The sequence below is a fragment of the Ensifer sp. EB106-05-01-XG146 genome, from assembly GCF_058791875.1.
Window position 1 is genome coordinate 1,018,255 of record NZ_JBYTDX010000001.1, and the last position, 16,922, is coordinate 1,035,176.

At 61.5% G+C, this 16,922-nt stretch carries 12 protein-coding genes and 1 riboswitch; of the genes, 9 read left to right on the forward strand and 3 right to left on the reverse strand.

Annotated elements, in window-relative coordinates; translation table 11 throughout:
• Positions 1 to 19 precede the first annotated feature (19 nt).
• Positions 20 to 1,258: a cytochrome P450 gene (locus AC3WVQ_RS04905; RefSeq protein ID WP_110818452.1), complete on the reverse strand. Its 1,239-nt coding sequence runs from the start codon at positions 1,256 to 1,258 to the stop codon at positions 20 to 22.
• A 205-nt stretch (positions 1,259 to 1,463) separates the two neighbouring features.
• Here AC3WVQ_RS04905 and AC3WVQ_RS04910 point away from each other — a divergent pair, with 205 nt between their 5' ends.
• From AC3WVQ_RS04910 to AC3WVQ_RS04950, 9 genes are all read left to right on the forward strand, one after another.
• Positions 1,464 to 2,111, forward strand: coding sequence for a VOC family protein (locus AC3WVQ_RS04910; protein ID WP_090294535.1), 648 nt, complete (start codon positions 1,464 to 1,466; stop codon positions 2,109 to 2,111).
• Positions 2,112 to 2,270: 159 nt separating this feature from the next.
• Positions 2,271 to 3,128 (forward strand): endonuclease/exonuclease/phosphatase family protein, encoded by an 858-nt coding sequence (locus tag AC3WVQ_RS04915; protein WP_034803635.1) that lies wholly within the window; start codon positions 2,271 to 2,273, stop codon positions 3,126 to 3,128.
• 19 nt (positions 3,129 to 3,147) lie between these two features.
• The gene (locus tag AC3WVQ_RS04920) at positions 3,148 to 4,707 is read left to right on the forward strand and encodes a phospholipase D family protein (protein WP_110818451.1); all 1,560 of its coding nucleotides are present in this window, start codon (positions 3,148 to 3,150) and stop codon (positions 4,705 to 4,707) included.
• A 287-nt stretch (positions 4,708 to 4,994) separates the two neighbouring features.
• On the forward strand, positions 4,995 to 5,627 hold the full coding sequence (locus tag AC3WVQ_RS04925; protein ID WP_034803630.1) for an ATP-dependent Clp protease proteolytic subunit: 633 nt from the start codon (positions 4,995 to 4,997) through the stop codon (positions 5,625 to 5,627).
• 284 nt (positions 5,628 to 5,911) lie between these two features.
• On the forward strand, positions 5,912 to 7,189 hold the full coding sequence (gene clpX, locus AC3WVQ_RS04930; protein WP_034803621.1) for an ATP-dependent Clp protease ATP-binding subunit ClpX: 1,278 nt from the start codon (positions 5,912 to 5,914) through the stop codon (positions 7,187 to 7,189).
• 384 nt (positions 7,190 to 7,573) lie between these two features.
• A complete protein-coding gene (gene lon, locus AC3WVQ_RS04935; protein WP_060522188.1) occupies positions 7,574 to 9,994 on the forward strand; it encodes an endopeptidase La in 2,421 nt (806 codons plus the stop codon).
• Between the two features lie 220 nt (positions 9,995 to 10,214).
• Complete coding sequence (hupB, locus tag AC3WVQ_RS04940) at positions 10,215 to 10,490, forward strand: DNA-binding protein HupB (RefSeq protein ID WP_034803616.1); 276 nt, start codon at positions 10,215 to 10,217, stop codon at positions 10,488 to 10,490.
• Between the two features lie 124 nt (positions 10,491 to 10,614).
• A riboswitch (FMN riboswitch) is annotated at positions 10,615 to 10,797 on the forward strand.
• Positions 10,798 to 10,884: 87 nt separating this feature from the next.
• Entirely contained in the window at positions 10,885 to 11,799 is a 915-nt protein-coding gene (locus tag AC3WVQ_RS04945) for a DMT family transporter (RefSeq protein ID WP_060606660.1), read from the forward strand.
• Between the two features lie 67 nt (positions 11,800 to 11,866).
• Positions 11,867 to 14,074 carry an esterase-like activity of phytase family protein gene (locus AC3WVQ_RS04950; RefSeq protein WP_176960268.1) on the forward strand — a complete coding sequence of 736 codons (2,208 nt, stop codon included), beginning with the start codon at positions 11,867 to 11,869 and terminating at the stop codon, positions 14,072 to 14,074.
• Between the two features lie 95 nt (positions 14,075 to 14,169).
• Here the strand turns inward: AC3WVQ_RS04950 and AC3WVQ_RS04955 are convergent, their stop codons facing one another.
• Together AC3WVQ_RS04955 and AC3WVQ_RS04960 are read right to left on the reverse strand one after the other, a co-directional pair.
• Entirely contained in the window at positions 14,170 to 14,646 is a 477-nt protein-coding gene (locus AC3WVQ_RS04955; RefSeq protein WP_034803611.1) for a MarR family winged helix-turn-helix transcriptional regulator, read from the reverse strand.
• A 228-nt stretch (positions 14,647 to 14,874) separates the two neighbouring features.
• On the reverse strand, positions 14,875 to 16,713 hold the full coding sequence (locus AC3WVQ_RS04960; protein WP_492382611.1) for a HAMP domain-containing methyl-accepting chemotaxis protein: 1,839 nt from the start codon (positions 16,711 to 16,713) through the stop codon (positions 14,875 to 14,877).
• Positions 16,714 to 16,922 lie beyond the last annotated feature (209 nt).

Consider the following 16,922-nt stretch of genomic DNA (forward strand, 5'->3'; position numbering starts at 1 on the left):
GATCAGTCTTCGGTGCTCGTCACCAGACGAGGTCGAGGCGTTCCAGGCCGTGAAAATGGAACGCGTCCTTAACCTCGGGCTCGTTCTTCAGCCGCATGTTCGGCAGGCGCTGAAACAGGATAGGCAGCGCCAGATTGAGCTCCAGCCGGGCAAGCGGCGCGCCGATACAGAAATGCAGGCCCGCTCCGAAAGAGACATTGGCGCCTTCGTCGCGCGTCGGCCGGAACGCGTTCGGTCCGGTGAACTTCTTCGGGTCCACATTCGCCGCTCCGAGCAGCAGGCCGATCTTGTCGCCCTTTCGCAGAGTGACGCCTTCATCGAGTTCGATATCCGAGAGCGCATAACGCTGGAAAATATGCAGCGGTGCCGCAAAGCGCAGACACTCCTCCACCGTCAGCGCGGTTGCCGTCTCCGTAGCAAACAGGTCTTTCGCCGAAAGCCCGGATTGCAGGATTGTCTTCACCGCGTTGCCGATCTGGTGCACGGTCGCCTCGTGACCTGCATTGAGGAGGAGGGCGGTGGTCGAGACCAGCTCCGCCTCCGACAGCCGCTCGCCATCCTTTTCCGAGGTAATCATGTGCGTCAGCAGGTCGTCTGCGGGGGTGCGGCGCTTCTCGGCGATGATGCCGCGCAGATAGTAGGCAAAATCTGCGGAGGCTTGGTTAGCGTCGAGTTCGGTCTCGTAGCTCGGGTTGAAGACATACATCCGGACCATGCGATGCGACCAGTCGAGCAGATCGGGCGCCGCTTCGACGGGAATGCCGAGCATGCGGGCGATGATGGTCACGGGAAGCGTTTCGGCAAAGCTTTTCAGCAGTTCGACCTCGCCGTCATCGGCAAAGCCGTCGATGAGGGCATGCGACAGTTGCTCGATGTCCGGCCGCAGCTGTTCGATCTGCCGCGAGACGAAGGCCCGGTTGACGAGCGTGCGCAGCCGCGTGTGCGCCGGTGGTTCGAGTTCCAGCAGCGAATGCTCTTCGAGCGCGTCGAAATTCTTCAGATGCGGCTTCGGCAGCGGCAGGCCGAGTTCGTCGCGTGTCGCCACATGCAGTATCTGCCGGCCGAAGCGTCGGTCGCGCAAAAGCGCGTTCACCAGGTCGTAGCCGGCGAAATACCATTGCTGACGTTCCTCCCAGAAGAAGGCCGGGCACTGCGCATGGATCTCGGCATAGGCTGCGAGCGGATCACGGTAGAAGGCTGGATCGCGCGCGTTGATGGAAACGCGCCTCAGCGTGCGGTCGATGGAAATGGCAGGCATGGCAGCGGCTCTTCGCGGACTTCAATGGTCCCTATGTCTAAGGGAACCGCGGTTCGGCCGGCAAGGGCGGATATCGGCAGCCGCGGCCATCGGGGCGTTGACAGCACGTGCCATGGCGGCCAATCTCTGCTGGCTGCGTAGGGCGCATCGGCAGAGGGCTGAAAGGGCAACGCCCGCCTACGGAACACAGACCGTAGTTGCGCCCATGCCAAACCTTGAAAACCTGAAGAAGCAGGCGAAGCAATACCTCAGATGGCATCGCGACCAATACTATCCGGTCGCAGCCGAGATCAGGGCTGCCTTGCCGCGCTTCCGCGATCTTGACGACGAGACCATTCTCAAGTCGGAGTTCAAGCTCGCCGACGCGCAGGAACTGATCGCGCGTCAATCGGGGTTCGACAGTTGGCAGGCGCTCAAATCAGGAGCCCTGACAATGACCATGCAATCCAAACCCGCCACACCGCAGCCGGTGCTGCAATCGACAGCCGCGCAGTTGTTCGTTGCCGATATCAGCGCCGCGTGCGACTTCTTCACCGAGAAGCTCGGCTTTGCGGTCGATTTCGTCTACGGCGATCCGCCCTTCTACGGGCAGGTGATCCGGGACAATGCTCGGCTCGCTCTGCGTCTCGTCTGCGAACCCGTCTTCGTCGGCGACATCCGGGAGCGCGAGCACCTGCTTTCCGCCTCCATCGCCCTCGATACCGCCAATGACATCAAGCAATTGTTCCTGAGCTACCAGTCGGCCGGGGTCTTTTTTCACCAAACGTTGCGCACGGAACCCTGGGGCGCACGGACGTTTATCGTGCTCGATCCCGACGGAAATCTGATCCTGTTTGCAGGGCCGGCCGATTGAACGAAAGCGCGGGAAGGGGCGCCGGTAGCGCGCGTTTGCTGCCGGCGTCCGTATCTCCAGGCGTGCTATCCGCGGGGAACAAACTTCCGCTTTCCTCCCTTTTTCTGTGGCACCAGGCGACCTATTTGCGCATGATGCGGCCAGCAAGCAGGGAGCGGCATGGGAAAAAACCAGTCCAGTCTATCGGCGGGGATCGTCGCTGCGATCCGCAAGAGACGCCCCACCGTCGTTCATCGCGAAGCCGCGGTCAGCCGTGGCGATATCGTCATCGCCTCCTACAACATCCACAAATGCGTCGGCACCGACGGGCGCTTCGACCCCGGTCGTACCGCCAATGTCATCGGTGAGTTGGGCGCAGATATCGTCGCGCTTCAGGAGGCCGACCAGCGGTTCGGTGAGCGTGCCGGTCTGCTCGATCTCGAGCATTTGCGCCGCGAGGCACACCTTGTTTCGGTGCCGATTTCCGGCTTTTCGACCAAGGGGCATGGCTGGCACGGCAATGTCCTGCTGCTGCGTGAGGGCGCCGTTTCCGACGTGCGGCAGCTCAAGCTGCCCGGCGTGGAACCGCGCGGTGCGCTGGTCGTCGATCTCGATCTGAAAGTGGGGCCGCTGCGCATCATCGCCGCCCATCTAGGACTTCTGCGGCATTCGCGTGCCCAGCAGGCCGAGGCGATCCTCGAGGCAGCGTCCGACGCGAACGGGCGGCCGACGCTGCTCATCGGCGACCTTAATGAATGGCGGATGGGGCGGCGTTCATCGCTGTCCTTCCTCAGCCCGGTATTCGATCCGTCCCACGCGACGGTCGCCAGTTTTCCCTCACGCTTTCCCCTGTTGCCGCTCGACCGTGTGCTCGGAAACCCGCATAGCCTGGTGACGTCGGTCGCCGTGCACGATTCGCCGTTGGCGCGGATCGCCTCGGATCATCTGCCGGTAAAGGCCTCGATCGACCTGAAGGCGGCGCAGCCGGAACAAAGAGACGGCCGACGGGTCGAAGCCGGGCGTACGGGGGCGGCCTAAAGGCACGGGCGAGTTTTCGATGGGATCCTCTATCCTGTTCACCGTTGCCGCCATCCTCGGACTGGTTGTGGCGACGGTTCTCTATGTCTACGGCCGGTTCGGCCGCCGCCCGCACGGGCCGCCGTCAAGCGCACTCCCGCTGGCCGATGCCGGCACGGAGCTCGACCGATATGTGGCGCCGCTCGTTGCGGGGCAGGCGGGTGCCAATGGGGTGGCGCTTGTTTCCGATAATATCGAGGCCCTGGTGGTCAGAGCGCACGCAGCACGGCGCGCCGGACGCAGCCTCGACCTGCAGTACTACTACTGGAAGGGCGACCTGACCGGTCTTCTTCTCGCCCGCGAGATCCTGGCCGCCGCGGACCGTGGCGTGCGCGTCCGGCTGCTGCTCGACGACATCAATGCGGGCATCCATGACCGAATGTGCATCGCGCTCGACGCCCATCCCCATATCGACGTACGGCTCTTCAATCCGAGCCGGGCGCGCACCGACCGCTTTCGCCGCGGCTTCGAAATGGCGATCCGCGCCTTCAGCGCCACGCGCCGCATGCACAACAAGCTCTGGGTAGCCGACGGCCGCGTTGCGATAGCCGGCGGCCGCAACATCGGAGACGCCTATTTCGATGCCGCCGAGCTCTCCAATTTCCGTGACCTCGATGTCTGGATGGTCGGACCCGTGCTGGAGCAGGCGTCTGCCATGTTCGACCGCTACTGGAACAGCACATCCGTGCTCCCGATCGCGGCGCTGCGCACGCCGCGCAAGCAGTATCTGCCGGCACTGCGCGATTCCGTCGAAGGATTGGCGCGCACGCCGGCAGGCCGGTTCTATCTCGAGCGCGTCGACAAGGCGGTTGAAGAGGCGGAGATCTACCAAGGCACACGGCGGCTTCACTGGAGTTCCGAGATCCGTCTGGCATCCGATCCGCCGGAAAAGGCGCTGATGCAGCGGCGCCAGAACTGGCTGTTGCGCGAACTCTTTCCGCTGATCGAGGCAGCCACGCGGGACTTGCGGATAATCTCGCCCTATTTCATTCCCGGCGTTGCCGGCACGCGGGAACTCGCCGCCATTGTTTCGCGCGGCGCTCGCGTGGCGGTCCTGACCAATTCGCTTGCAGCGACCGACGTTGCCGCCGTTCACGGCGGTTATGTCAAATATCGCCGGAAGCTCATCCGGGCCGGCGTCGCGCTCTTCGAGTTGAAGGAGCAGGGCGATGTCGCCGAGGGACACCGCATGACATTGTTCGGACGCCGCAACGCGAGCCTGCACAGCAAGGCGTTCGTGGTCGATGGCCTGAACGGTTTTGTCGGCTCGATGAACTTCGATCCGCGCTCCGCTTCACTCAACACGGAAATGGGCGTCGTCTTTCAGGATGCGGCACTCGCCGGCGAACTGGCTTCCATGTTCGAGGAGGAAACTTCGCCGTCGATCAGCTACCGGGTCGACATCGAAGGATCGCGTCTTGTCTGGCGTGATCGCGCCAATGGCTCCGAGCGGCTGGTGCGCCACGAGCCGGACGCCAGCCTGGCAAGGCGCATGATCGCCGGGGTAATCCGTGTGCTGCCGATCGAGTCGCAGCTGTGAACAGCGCCCAGGTTCGCGGATTTCCCCTTCGTTTACCGATATCACCGAAGCCTGTGTGCAGAGTTTGCGTCCATGGCCTCAACCGAGGATATCGATGGAAAAATGTTCTATCGCCAACCATGTGTGGAGGACGGCCGAACTTCGAAGCAAAGCGGACCTTCGATTAAGCTTATCGAAGCTTCGCGACTTGAAGTGAAGGGTGTTGACACTCTATGTAGGAGCAGAAGGTAAATCCCGTGATTCCCGGTTCGCAAAGGTTTTGCGAACCCGATTGATGAAGGTTCGATATGAGAAATCCCGTTGATACCGCCCTGGCACTGGTGCCGATGGTTGTTGAACAGACCAACCGCGGTGAACGTTCCTACGATATCTTTTCGCGCCTTCTGAAGGAGCGCATCATCTTCGTGACCGGCCCGGTCGAAGACCAGATGGCAACGCTCGTCTGCGCCCAGCTTCTTTTCCTTGAAGCGGAAAACCCGAAGAAGGAAATCGCGCTCTACATCAATTCGCCGGGCGGCGTCGTCACGTCGGGCATGGCGATCTACGACACGATGCAGTTCATCAAGCCGGCCGTTTCGACGCTCTGCGTCGGTCAGGCCGCCTCGATGGGTTCGCTGCTCCTGGCCGCCGGCCACAAGGACATGCGTTTCGCGACGCCGAACGCGCGCATCATGGTTCACCAGCCCTCGGGCGGTTTCCAGGGCCAGGCCTCGGATATCGAGCGCCACGCCAAGGACATCCTGAAGATGAAGCGCCGCCTCAACGAGGTCTACGTCAAGCACTGCGGACGGACCTATGAAGAGGTTGAGCAGACGCTCGATCGCGATCATTTCATGAATGCGGACGAAGCTCTGAGCTGGGGCCTTGTCGACAAGGTTCTGACCTCGCGCGAAGAGATCGAGGGCGGCGAGCAGGCCTGATAACGCGCATTTGTGTCGGGATAGATGTAATTGTGACACAATTGTAATGGCTCAAGGGCTTTATCGACAGGGTAAAGCCGGTAATATGAACCATTAATGCTATGTTGGAATCTGTCAGCGTAGTGTTCGTTCGGAGTTGGGAGAGTCGTTGCGACTGCGTCGGGCGTTTACGCCTGGGGCGGTGAGTACTCCCGGAAGCCCTGTTTGAGGTTGAGGCTCAGGGCAAATTGAGTGGTCCGCGATACTTATCTTGAAAGTGTCCGGCGTGCTGGAAGGAAGTGGAAATGAGCAAGGTCAGCGGAAGCAACGGCGGTGACTCGAAGAATACACTTTATTGTTCGTTCTGCGGCAAGAGCCAGCACGAAGTCCGAAAACTGATTGCCGGACCGACCGTGTTCATCTGCGATGAATGCGTCGAACTGTGCATGGATATCATCCGCGAAGAGAACAAGACCTCGATGGTCAAGTCCCGCGACGGTGTTCCGACCCCTCAGGAAATCATCAAGGTTCTGGACGAATACGTCATCGGCCAGCAGCAGGCGAAGCGCATCCTGTCGGTCGCCGTTCACAACCATTACAAGCGCCTGGCGCACGCCGCCAAGGGAAGCGACGTCGAGCTTGCGAAGTCGAACATCATGCTGGTCGGCCCGACCGGCTGCGGCAAGACCTATCTCGCCCAGACGCTCGCCCGCATCATCGACGTGCCGTTCACCATGGCCGACGCAACGACGCTGACCGAAGCCGGTTATGTCGGTGAAGACGTCGAGAACATTATCCTGAAGCTGCTTCAGGCTGCCGACTACAACGTCGAGCGCGCCCAGCGCGGCATCGTCTACATCGACGAAGTCGACAAGATTTCGCGCAAGTCCGACAACCCGTCGATAACCCGCGACGTATCGGGCGAGGGCGTGCAGCAGGCGCTTCTGAAGATCATGGAAGGCACGGTTGCCTCGGTACCGCCGCAGGGCGGCCGCAAGCATCCGCAGCAGGAATTCCTGCAGGTGGATACGACCAACATCCTGTTCATCTGCGGCGGTGCCTTCGCCGGCCTCGACAAGATCATCTCCGCCCGTGGCGAGAAGACCTCGATCGGTTTCGGCGCAACGGTCCGCTCGCCGGAGGATCGCCGTGTAGGCGAAGTTCTGCGCGAACTGGAGCCGGAAGATCTCGTCAAGTTCGGCCTGATCCCGGAATTCATCGGTCGTCTGCCGGTTCTGGCGACGCTCGAAGATCTCGATGAAGATGCGCTGATCCAGATCCTGTCCGAACCGAAGAACGCTCTGATCAAGCAGTACCAGCGCCTGTTCGAGATGGAAGACGTCGAACTGACCTTCCACGAGGACGCGCTTCGCGAGATCGCGCGTCGGGCGATCGTGCGCAAGACCGGTGCCCGTGGCCTTCGCTCCATCATGGAGAAGATCCTGCTCGACACCATGTTCGAGCTGCCGACGCTCGAAGGCGTGCGCGAAGTGGTCATCTCGGACGAGGTGGTCAAGGGCGCTGCTCGGCCGCTCTACATCTACTCGGAACGGTCGGACGAAAAGACCAACGTTTCGGCCTGAGCGTCCTGAATTATCCTTTGAGAAGCCCGCCTCGTGCGGGCTTTTTCATGTCTGCTTCATGTGTTCACACTTAGCTGTTGAGACACCTGCGCCGGGGCGCAGATTTCACAATTCGATTGTTGCTAAAGTGCCGCAAACAACGCAATGATGTGACGATTCAATGAAGGACCTTAATGGTTGCGGTCCATGAGCTTGTAGTCCGTCGCAAGGTCCGCAACAGCATTGATGCGTAGTCAGAAGGACCCGGCCACTGTTTGTGGATGTCTGCGTCGAGCCTTGAAATGGACGCGGTCGCACTCCACTTTCATGTGGAAAATATGACAGCCGGGAGTGCCTGTAGGGCTCCCGGATACGGGCCCGAAATCGGGACGGAAAGGAAATGACATGACGAACAAAACGTCACCGGCGACTGAAAGCGCGACCTACCCGGTCCTGCCGCTCCGCGACATCGTAGTCTTCCCGCATATGATCGTGCCGCTTTTCGTCGGCCGCGAAAAATCGATCCGTGCGCTTGAGGAAGTCATGGGCACCGACAAGCAGATCATGCTTGCCACCCAGATCAACGCCACCGACGACGATCCGGAACCGTCCGCGATCTACGAAGTCGGCACAATCGCCAACGTTCTGCAACTGCTGAAGCTGCCCGACGGCACCGTCAAGGTACTGGTCGAGGGCCGCGCGCGCGCCAAAATCGACGGCTACACGCCGCGCGAGGAATTCTATGAGGCTGCGGCGCATAGCCTGAGCGAGCCGGAGGAAGATCCGGTCGAGATCGAGGCGCTCAGCCGCTCGGTCGTCTCCGAATTCGAAAGCTACGTAAAGCTCAACAAGAAAATCTCTCCCGAGGTCGTCGGCGTTGCCAGCCAGATCGAGGACTATTCGAAGCTGGCCGACACGGTTGCTTCGCACCTGTCGATCAAGATCGTCGAAAAGCAGGAAATGCTGGAGACCACCAGCGTGAAGATGCGCCTGGAAAAGGCGCTCGGCTTCATGGAAGGCGAGATCTCCGTCCTGCAGGTGGAAAAGCGCATCCGCTCGCGCGTCAAGCGCCAGATGGAGAAGACCCAGCGCGAGTACTACCTCAACGAACAGATGAAGGCGATCCAGAAGGAACTCGGCGACGGCGAAGACGGCCGCGACGAGATGGCCGAGCTCGAAGAGCGTATCGCCAAGACCAAGCTTTCCAAGGAAGCGCGCGAAAAGGCTGATGCAGAGCTGAAGAAGCTGCGCCAGATGAGCCCGATGTCGGCGGAAGCCACCGTCGTTCGCAACTACCTGGATTGGCTGCTCGGCCTGCCCTGGGGCAAGAAGTCGAAGATCAAGACCGACCTGAACCATGCCGAGGAAGTGCTCAACGTCGATCATTTCGGCCTCGACAAGGTCAAGGAGCGCATCGTCGAGTATCTCGCCGTGCAGGCGCGTTCGACCAAGATCAAGGGCCCCATCCTGTGCCTCGTCGGCCCTCCGGGCGTCGGCAAGACCTCGCTCGCCAAGTCGATCGCCAAGGCGACCGGCCGCGAATATGTGCGCATGGCGCTGGGCGGCGTTCGTGACGAAGCCGAGATCCGTGGCCACCGCCGCACCTATATCGGCTCGATGCCGGGCAAGGTCGTTCAGTCGATGAAGAAGGCGAAGCGGTCCAATCCGCTGTTCCTGCTCGACGAAATCGACAAGATGGGCCAGGACTTCCGCGGCGATCCGTCGTCGGCGCTGCTCGAGGTGCTGGATCCGGAACAGAACTCGACCTTCATGGACCACTACCTGGAGGTCGAATACGACCTGTCCAACGTGATGTTCATCACCACCGCCAACACGCTGAATATCCCGGCGCCGTTGATGGACCGCATGGAAGTGATCCGCATCGCCGGCTACACGGAAGAGGAAAAGCTGGAAATCGCCAAGCGGCATCTGCTGCCGAAGGCGATCCGCGACCACGCGCTGCAGCCGAAGGAATTCTCGGTCACAGACGGCGCGCTGATGGCGGTCATCCAGACCTACACCCGCGAAGCCGGTGTGCGTAACTTCGAACGCGAGTTGATGAAGCTCGCCCGCAAGGCCGTGACCGAGATCATCAAGGGCAAGGCCAAGAAGGTCGAAGTGAACGCTGCCAACATCAACGACTATCTGGGCGTTCCGCGCTTCCGCCACGGCGAAGCCGAACGTGACGATCAGATCGGTGTTGTCACCGGTCTCGCATGGACTGAGGTCGGCGGCGAGCTTCTGACGATCGAAGGCGTCATGATGCCCGGCAAGGGCCGCATGACCGTCACCGGCAACCTGCGCGACGTGATGAAGGAATCGATTTCCGCGGCGGCTTCTTATGTCCGCTCGCGCGCAATCGACTTCGGCATCGAACCGCCGCTGTTCGACAAGCGTGACATCCACGTGCACGTACCGGAAGGTGCGACGCCGAAGGATGGCCCTTCGGCCGGCGTCGCCATGGCAACCACGATCGTGTCGATCATGACCGGCATCCCGATCTCCAAGGATGTTGCAATGACAGGCGAGATCACGCTGCGCGGCCGCGTGCTGCCGATCGGCGGTCTGAAAGAGAAGCTCCTGGCAGCGCTGCGGGGCGGCATCAAGAAGGTGCTGATCCCGGAAGAGAACGCCAAGGATCTCGCCGAGATCCCGGACAACGTGAAGAACGCGCTCGAAATCATCCCGGTTTCGCGGGTGGGCGAAGTGCTCGAACACGCTCTGGTGCGCATGCCGGAACCGATCGATTGGGACCCGGCAAACGAGCCGGCAACCGTAGCACCGGTTGATTCGCAGGACGAAGCAGGCTCCTCCGTCGCCCACTGACGGGGGCTTGAAAATGGGTGCAGCCGGCTCGCGCGGCGCTCATTTTGCAGAAAAATTGGGAAGACCGGCCATTGGCCGGTCTTTTTTGTTGTAAAAGCGCCCTGCAAGCCTTGCATTCCAAGGGATTAGGCGCAATTGGGAAAGGCAAGACGCGGGCGAAGCGCAAGCCGCCGCGCCTTAAAACACAGTCGTTTCGAACCAATCTGAAAGGGGTGGAAACATGAACAAAAATGAGCTCGTGTCTGCCGTTGCTGAGAAGGCCGGACTTTCCAAGACCGACGCATCTTCTGCAGTTGATGCAGTTTTCGAGACCATCCAGGCTGAGCTGAAGAACGGCGGCGACATTCGCCTGGTCGGCTTCGGCAACTTCTCGGTTTCGCGCCGCGAAGCCTCGAAGGGCCGTAACCCGTCCACGGGTGCGGAAGTTGACATCCCGGCACGCAACGTGCCGAAGTTCACGGCCGGCAAGGGCCTGAAGGATGCCGTCAACGGCTGATGAGATTTGCTTGGCGGCCGGACACGAGGCCGGCAGTCCAGGTATTCGAGGGTTCGGCGCAAGCCGGACCCTTTCGCATTTTGGGGGCAGCCCTTGCGGGTGTCCGTCATTTGCTCTAGGGCTTGCCCATTCTCAGGGCGGGGTGAAAGTCCCCACCGGCGGTAAGGGCATGACAGCGCGGCGTCTTGGAGACGCGCGAAGGTGGCCCAAGCCCGCGAGCGCCTTTCCTCGATTTTTGGGGAGAGGGTCAGCAGATCCGGTGCAACTCCGGAGCCGACGGTCATAGTCCGGATGAAAGAGAATGGTCGCTGGCACGAAGGGCAGGGATGCCCGGCGTCGTGCCGTGCGCTCATGCGTCCTGATTTGTGTTTGGTCCGCTTTCAGGGTGCATGACATGAATCAGACTTCCCTCGGCTTTTCCTCCTCGCGCGCCATGGCCGGAGCCGGCTTCATGGTGTTGGCCGGGATCGCTTTCGCCGGCCTCAATGTCGTCACCCAATGGCTGACGATGAAGCTCGGTTTTCCAGCCACCGCCATGGCGTTCTGGCAATATGCCTTCGCCTTCCTCTTCTCACTGCCGTTTCTGCGACGCGTCGGGCTGTCGGCCATGCGCACCGACTATCCCTGGCGTCACGTCGCGCGCGTGGTGTTGGCCGCCTTCGGTGTGGGGGCCTGGGTCTCCGGTCTGGCGCACGTGCCGATCTGGCAGGCGATCGCGCTGGTCATGACCTCGCCGTTCTTCATCATCCTCGGCGCCCGCCTGTTTCTCGGCGAACGCGTCGGCGCGGCGCGTTGGGCCGCGACCGCGGTCGGTTTCGCCGGGGCGATGATCATTCTCGAACCGTGGTCGGACAGCTTCAGCTGGGCCGCCCTTTTGCCGATCCTATCGGCGCTGTTGTGGGGCGCTTCGTCGCTCATCACCAAGAGCCTCACAAGTATCGAGCGCCCCGAAACGATCACCGTATGGCTGCTTGTGCTTCTGACGCCGATCAACGGCGCCATCGCGCTTTCGGCCGGCTTCACCATGCCGGATGGGACAGCACTCGGCTTCCTGCTTCTCGCCGGGATACTGACCGTAGTCGCACAATATCTGCTGACGCTCGCCTATACTGTTGCCGACGCTGCCTACGTGCAGCCCTTCGACGATCTGAAGCTGCCGCTTAACGTCTTTGCGGGCTGGCTGGTCTTCGGTTACGCGCCGACAGGATATCTTTGGGTCGGCGCAGTGCTGATCCTTGGCGCCTCGCTGTTCATCATGCGCAACGAGATGCGGCGCGAGCGCGCCGCGCCTGCAACCGGAACGGTGTAAAACCCAAGCGTTGTCATTCGGCTGTCATCGGCATCGCGCAGAACCCCCATGTTTTCAGTGTTCGCACATGGGGGATTTCATGACCATCACTTCGCGCGTGACCGCGCTTGCGGCCGTTCTTCTTGCATCCGCAGCATTTCCTGCGGCGGCCGAGCCCGTCTTCAACCGCATTGCATCCTTTGCTGTTGCCGATAACCTGCCGGAAGGCGATGCGCGCAAGGCGCCGACATCTGCCGAAATCATCACGGCCAGCGAAGACGGCAACACGCTTGTCTATTCCGACAGCCCCGGCAAGCGCGTCGGCCTGATCGACATCACCGATGCCAAGGCGCCGAAGGCAGCCGGCACGGTCTCTTTTGACGGCGAGCCGACCTCGGTCACCATCGCCGGTGCAAAGGCACTCGTCGCGGTCAACACGCGCGAAAGCTACGTCAAGCCTTCGGGGCTTCTTGCGATCGTCGATCTGGCCTCGAAGAAAGTCGATGCGACCTGCGATCTCGGCGGCCAGCCGGATTCGATCGCCGTCAACAAGGACCGCACGCTGGCGGCCATCGCCATCGAGAACGAGCGCGATGAAGAGCTGAACGACGGCAAGATCCCGCAGATGCCGGCCGGCGACCTCGTCATCTTGTCTTTGAAGGATGGTGTTGCCGATTGCGGTTCGCTGAAGCGCGTGACGCTGACCGGTCTTGCCGAAATCGCCGGTGAAGACCCGGAGCCGGAATTCGTTTCCTTCAACGGCAAGGACGAGATCGCGCTGACGCTGCAGGAGAACAACCACATCGTCATCATCGACGGCAAGACAGGAACGGTGAAGACGCATTTCTCTGCCGGCACGGTCGACCTCAAGAACATCGACACCAAGCGCAACGGCGCGATTGCCTTCAAGGACGAGCAGCCGGGCCGCAAGCGCGAGCCCGACGCGGTGAAGTGGCTCGACGACAACCGCATCGTTGTTGCCAACGAAGGCGACTATGAAGGCGGTTCGCGCGGTTTCACGATCTTCGACACCACCGGCAAGGTGCTCTTCGAATCGGGCGCGAGCTTGGAGCATGCGATTGCCGCCATCGGCCACTATCCGGAGAAGCGCTCTTCGGCCAAGGGCGTTGAGCCCGAGGGCCTGGAAGCGGCGAAGTTCGGTGACGACAACCTGTTCTTCGTTCTGTCCGAGCGTGCCTCGATCGTCGGCGTCTACAAGGATACGGGCGCCGAGCCTGAGCTGCTGCAGCTCCTGCCGTCGGGCATCTCGCCGGAAGGCGCCGTCGCGATCCCCGCGCGCAATCTCTTTGCGACCGCAAACGAAGTCGATCTCGTCGAGGACGGCGGCGCGCGCTCGCACGTGATGATCTATGAGCGTGCCGAGGGCGAAGCGGTCTATCCGCAGATCCGCTCCGCCGAGAAGGATGGCCTGCCGATCGGCTTCGGCGCACTCTCCGGTCTCGCTGCCGTCGCCGACAAGCCCGGCTTCCTGCGCGCCGTCAACGATTCGGTCTACTCGTCGCAGCCCACGATCTTCACCATCGACGCCACCCAGAAGCCGGCGCTGATCACCGAAGCGCTCGCCATCACCCGCGATGGCGCACCGGCGCAGAAGCTCGACATCGAAGGCATCGCCAATGACGGGGAAGGGGGCTTCTGGCTTGCGTCGGAAGGCAACTCCGACAAGCTCTACAGCCACGCGATCTTCCACGTGAACAAGAAGGGCGAGATCAAGAAGGAAATCGCCCTGCCGGAAGCGCTGCGTGCCGGCGAAACCCGCTTTGGCTTCGAAGGCATCACCGTTGTAGGCGAAGGCGACGAGCAGACGCTGTGGATGGCGGTTCAGCGCGAATGGAAGGATGACGAGAAGGGCTTCGTCAAGCTCGTCTCCTACAACCTGAAGAGCGAAGAATGGGGCGCCGTGCGCTACCCACTCGAAAAGGCCGGTGACGGCTGGGTTGGTCTGTCGGAAATTTCCGTCCACGGCGACTATGCCTATGTCATCGAGCGCGACAACCTGATCGGTCAGGCTGCCAAGCTGAAGACGATCTATCGCGTTGCGCTCTCGGAACTGAAGCCAGCTGCCCTTGGCGGTGAACTGCCCGTCGTCAAGAAGGAAGAGGTTCGTGACCTCATTCCGGAACTGAAGGCGCTGAATGGCTACGTCGTCGACAAGGTCGAAGGCTTCACCGTCGATGCCGCCGGCAACGGCTATGTCGTCACCGACAATGACGGCGTCGACGACTCCTCTGGCGAAACCCTGTTCTTCTCCATTGGCGCCATCAACGCGATGTAAGCGTTACCGCCCGGAGAAAACGGGAGAGGCCGGGACATGACGTCCCGGCCTCTTTCTGTTTCGGCACTTGTGATTTGCGACGAGCGAGAACGCTCCTAGCGGGCGATCGCGATCTGCGCTGCCTCTTCGGCCTCATCCTTGCGCTTACGGATCTCGTCCGTCCGGTCGACCAGCTTGCCGACGATATCAAAGAGCGCGTCGAGTTCTTCGTCGTCGAGGGCCGAGAAGATCTCCTCGAGCAGCTGCTTGCGCGGATGCTCTGCGGCTTCCAGTACGACGCGGCCCGTTTCGGTGATCGAGACGATCTTGGCGCGCCGGTCTTCAGGATCGGGCTTGCGCATGACCAGGCGGTCACGCTCCAGGCCGTCGATCGCTTCGGTGACGGTGCGCGGCGCGAAGTTCAGCGCACAGGCGATGTCGGTCGAACGACAGGGGCCGAGCTTGCTGAGGAAGAAGAGGAACTTGCTGCGCGCCAGCGACACGCCTTCCTCGGTCATCGATTCGTTCACCAGCCGGTGAACCCGGTGGTAAAGCTCGAACAGTCTATCGGAAACTTCAAATGTCTTCTTCATGATCGTCGCTGGAATTTCATGAGGTGCCATGTGAAATGGCAGTAACATTAGTGATAGTTATAATTGCCGCATTTGTCGACACAAACCTCCGGCGTTTCACGGTAACTCCATCGCCGACAAAGAAACGGCCGCCATTTCTGGCGGCCGTTTCACTTGATGCGGCAAGAAATTCTCGCGACAGGCGACCGTTTGCGCGTCACACGACTTGCGCGTCGCCTCCGATCGCGATCAGGCGGCCCAGCGCGCGCCGTTGGTCGACTGGGCGTAGCCGTGACCGCCAGCCTCGGCGAGCGTGAAGCGCGCGATCAGTTCGCGCAGACGGCCGGCTTCCTGGGCAAGCGTCGCGCTTGCCGCATTGGCTTCCTCGACCATCGCCGCGTTCTGCTGGGTGACCTGGTCCATCTGGTTGACTGCCGTATTGACCTCGGAGAGCCCGGCGGACTGTTCCTGTGCCGAGACGGCGATCGCGTCCATATGCTGGTTGATCGTGACGATGAAGCCTTCGATCGTGCGCAGAGCCTCGCCGGTTTCGCGCACGAGACGGACGCCGCTTTCGACTTCAACGGCGGAGTTGCGGATCAGATCCTTGATCTCCTTGGCCGCGTTGGCCGAGCGCTGGGCAAGCTCGCGCACTTCCTGGGCGACGACGGCGAAACCCTTACCGGCATCACCGGCACGCGCTGCTTCGACGCCGGCGTTGAGCGCCAGCAGGTTGGTCTGGAAAGCGATCTCGTCGATGACGCCGATGATGTTGGAGATCTGGCTCGACGAATGCTCGATGCGGCCCATCGCATCGACTGCGCCCGACACGATCGCGCCAGACTTGCGGGCACTTTCGTTGGCCTGGCCGGCAACGCTGCGGGCCTCGTGGGTGCGCTTTGACGAATTGCCGACATTGACGGTGATCTGGTCGAGTGCTGCCGCCGTTTCTTCCAGCGACGCTGCCTGCTGCTCGGTCCGGCGCGACAGGTCGTCGGCGCTCTGGCTGACTTCACGGGCACCGCTGTCGATGTTGCACGATGCTGACGAGACGGCGGCAAGCGTGTCGGCGAGCTGGGCGACAGCCTGGTTCAGGTCGTGACGCAGTTGCTCGAAATCGGGCGAGAAGGGTTCGTTGAGCTGGAAGGCGAGATCGCCCGAAGCAAGGCGGCGCAGGCCGCTCGCAAGACCGGCGGTGGCTTCCTGAAGGCGGCGCTGGGCTGCTGCTTCCGCTTCTTCCGTCACGCGCAGACGCTCGGCTTCCGCCTTGGCGCGCTGTGTCTGGGCGTCGGCTTCGAGATGCTGATTGGCGATCGCCGCCTGGCGGAAGACCTCGACTGCACGGGCCATCTCGCCGATTTCGTCCTTGCGGGCGCCATAGGGGATGCTGCTGTCGGTGTCACCTTCGGCAAGGCGTGCCATCGAGCGGGTGATGATCTGGATCGGGCGAGCGATGCCGCGCACGGCATAGAGGATGGCGCCGAGCACGATGACGGCGGCAAGGGCGATGACGCCGATCTCGATCATGCGGATCTGGTCATGCGTGGCCGAGCTTGCGGCAACGGCGGCATCCGCGCCGGCGAGGTTCAGCGCCCGCATTTCCTTGATCGCCTCGTCGACCTTGCCTTCGGTCTCGCGCATCTCGACCTTGAAGACGCTCTGCGCCTTCATGTTCTCGAGGTTGTTGGAGAGCTTGACCATGCCTTCGGCGACGGAGAGATAGGCCTGATAGGCAGTCCGGACATTGTCGAGCGCCGCCTTGTCGGCATCGGTGACCATCAGGCTCGAATATTCGTCGGCGAGCTTGTTGAAGCCTGCGACGGTCTCACCGATGACCTTTTCCGCTGCCTTCTTTTCAAACGGCGTCAGGGAAATCAGATGGCGGGCAAACGCCATGCGGGTATCGGAAAGCTGCGTTTCGAGCGCGCGTGAAAGCGAGACGCGCGGTAGCCAGGTGGTGGCGATCTCGTTGTTGCGCTCGTTCATCATCTTGATGCCGCCGAGAGATGAAACGGCAAGCGCCGAGACGATAACGGCGACCACGAGGAAAAGGGCAATAAGCGTGTGGGAAATCTTGAGCCGTGACATGGTACCCCCGGAAGGACGGCCGTCCGTAAAACTGTACTTGAATTAAGTCATTCCGGCTCTTGATCGTCATGACGGAGCGGATAGCCGAAGCAGGAATCATTCCGGTGCCTGGACGCGCTTGAAACGCAGCCGGGGCAAACCTATCGAACAAGATGTTACAAAAGCCCTAATCGATTAAAGTGAGTATAATCTGATATTTGCAGGTAGCG

What these genes read in the sequence shown, in the direction of transcription:
- AC3WVQ_RS04960 (WP_492382611.1), bottom strand. Translation starts at nt 16,713, where the DNA reads ATGTCACGGCTCAAGATTTCCCACACGCTTATTGCCCTTTTCCTCGTG.
- AC3WVQ_RS04915 (WP_034803635.1), top strand. Translation starts at nt 2,271, where the DNA reads ATGGGAAAAAACCAGTCCAGTCTATCGGCGGGGATCGTCGCTGCGATC.
- clpX (WP_034803621.1), top strand. Translation starts at nt 5,912, where the DNA reads ATGAGCAAGGTCAGCGGAAGCAACGGCGGTGACTCGAAGAATACACTT.
- AC3WVQ_RS04910 (WP_090294535.1), top strand. Translation starts at nt 1,464, where the DNA reads ATGCCAAACCTTGAAAACCTGAAGAAGCAGGCGAAGCAATACCTCAGA.
- AC3WVQ_RS04905 (WP_110818452.1), bottom strand. Translation starts at nt 1,258, where the DNA reads ATGCCTGCCATTTCCATCGACCGCACGCTGAGGCGCGTTTCCATCAAC.
- lon (WP_060522188.1), top strand. Translation starts at nt 7,574, where the DNA reads ATGACGAACAAAACGTCACCGGCGACTGAAAGCGCGACCTACCCGGTC.
- hupB (WP_034803616.1), top strand. Translation starts at nt 10,215, where the DNA reads ATGAACAAAAATGAGCTCGTGTCTGCCGTTGCTGAGAAGGCCGGACTT.
- AC3WVQ_RS04920 (WP_110818451.1), top strand. Translation starts at nt 3,148, where the DNA reads ATGGGATCCTCTATCCTGTTCACCGTTGCCGCCATCCTCGGACTGGTT.
- AC3WVQ_RS04925 (WP_034803630.1), top strand. Translation starts at nt 4,995, where the DNA reads ATGAGAAATCCCGTTGATACCGCCCTGGCACTGGTGCCGATGGTTGTT.
- AC3WVQ_RS04945 (WP_060606660.1), top strand. Translation starts at nt 10,885, where the DNA reads ATGAATCAGACTTCCCTCGGCTTTTCCTCCTCGCGCGCCATGGCCGGA.
- AC3WVQ_RS04950 (WP_176960268.1), top strand. Translation starts at nt 11,867, where the DNA reads ATGGGGGATTTCATGACCATCACTTCGCGCGTGACCGCGCTTGCGGCC.
- AC3WVQ_RS04955 (WP_034803611.1), bottom strand. Translation starts at nt 14,646, where the DNA reads ATGAAGAAGACATTTGAAGTTTCCGATAGACTGTTCGAGCTTTACCAC.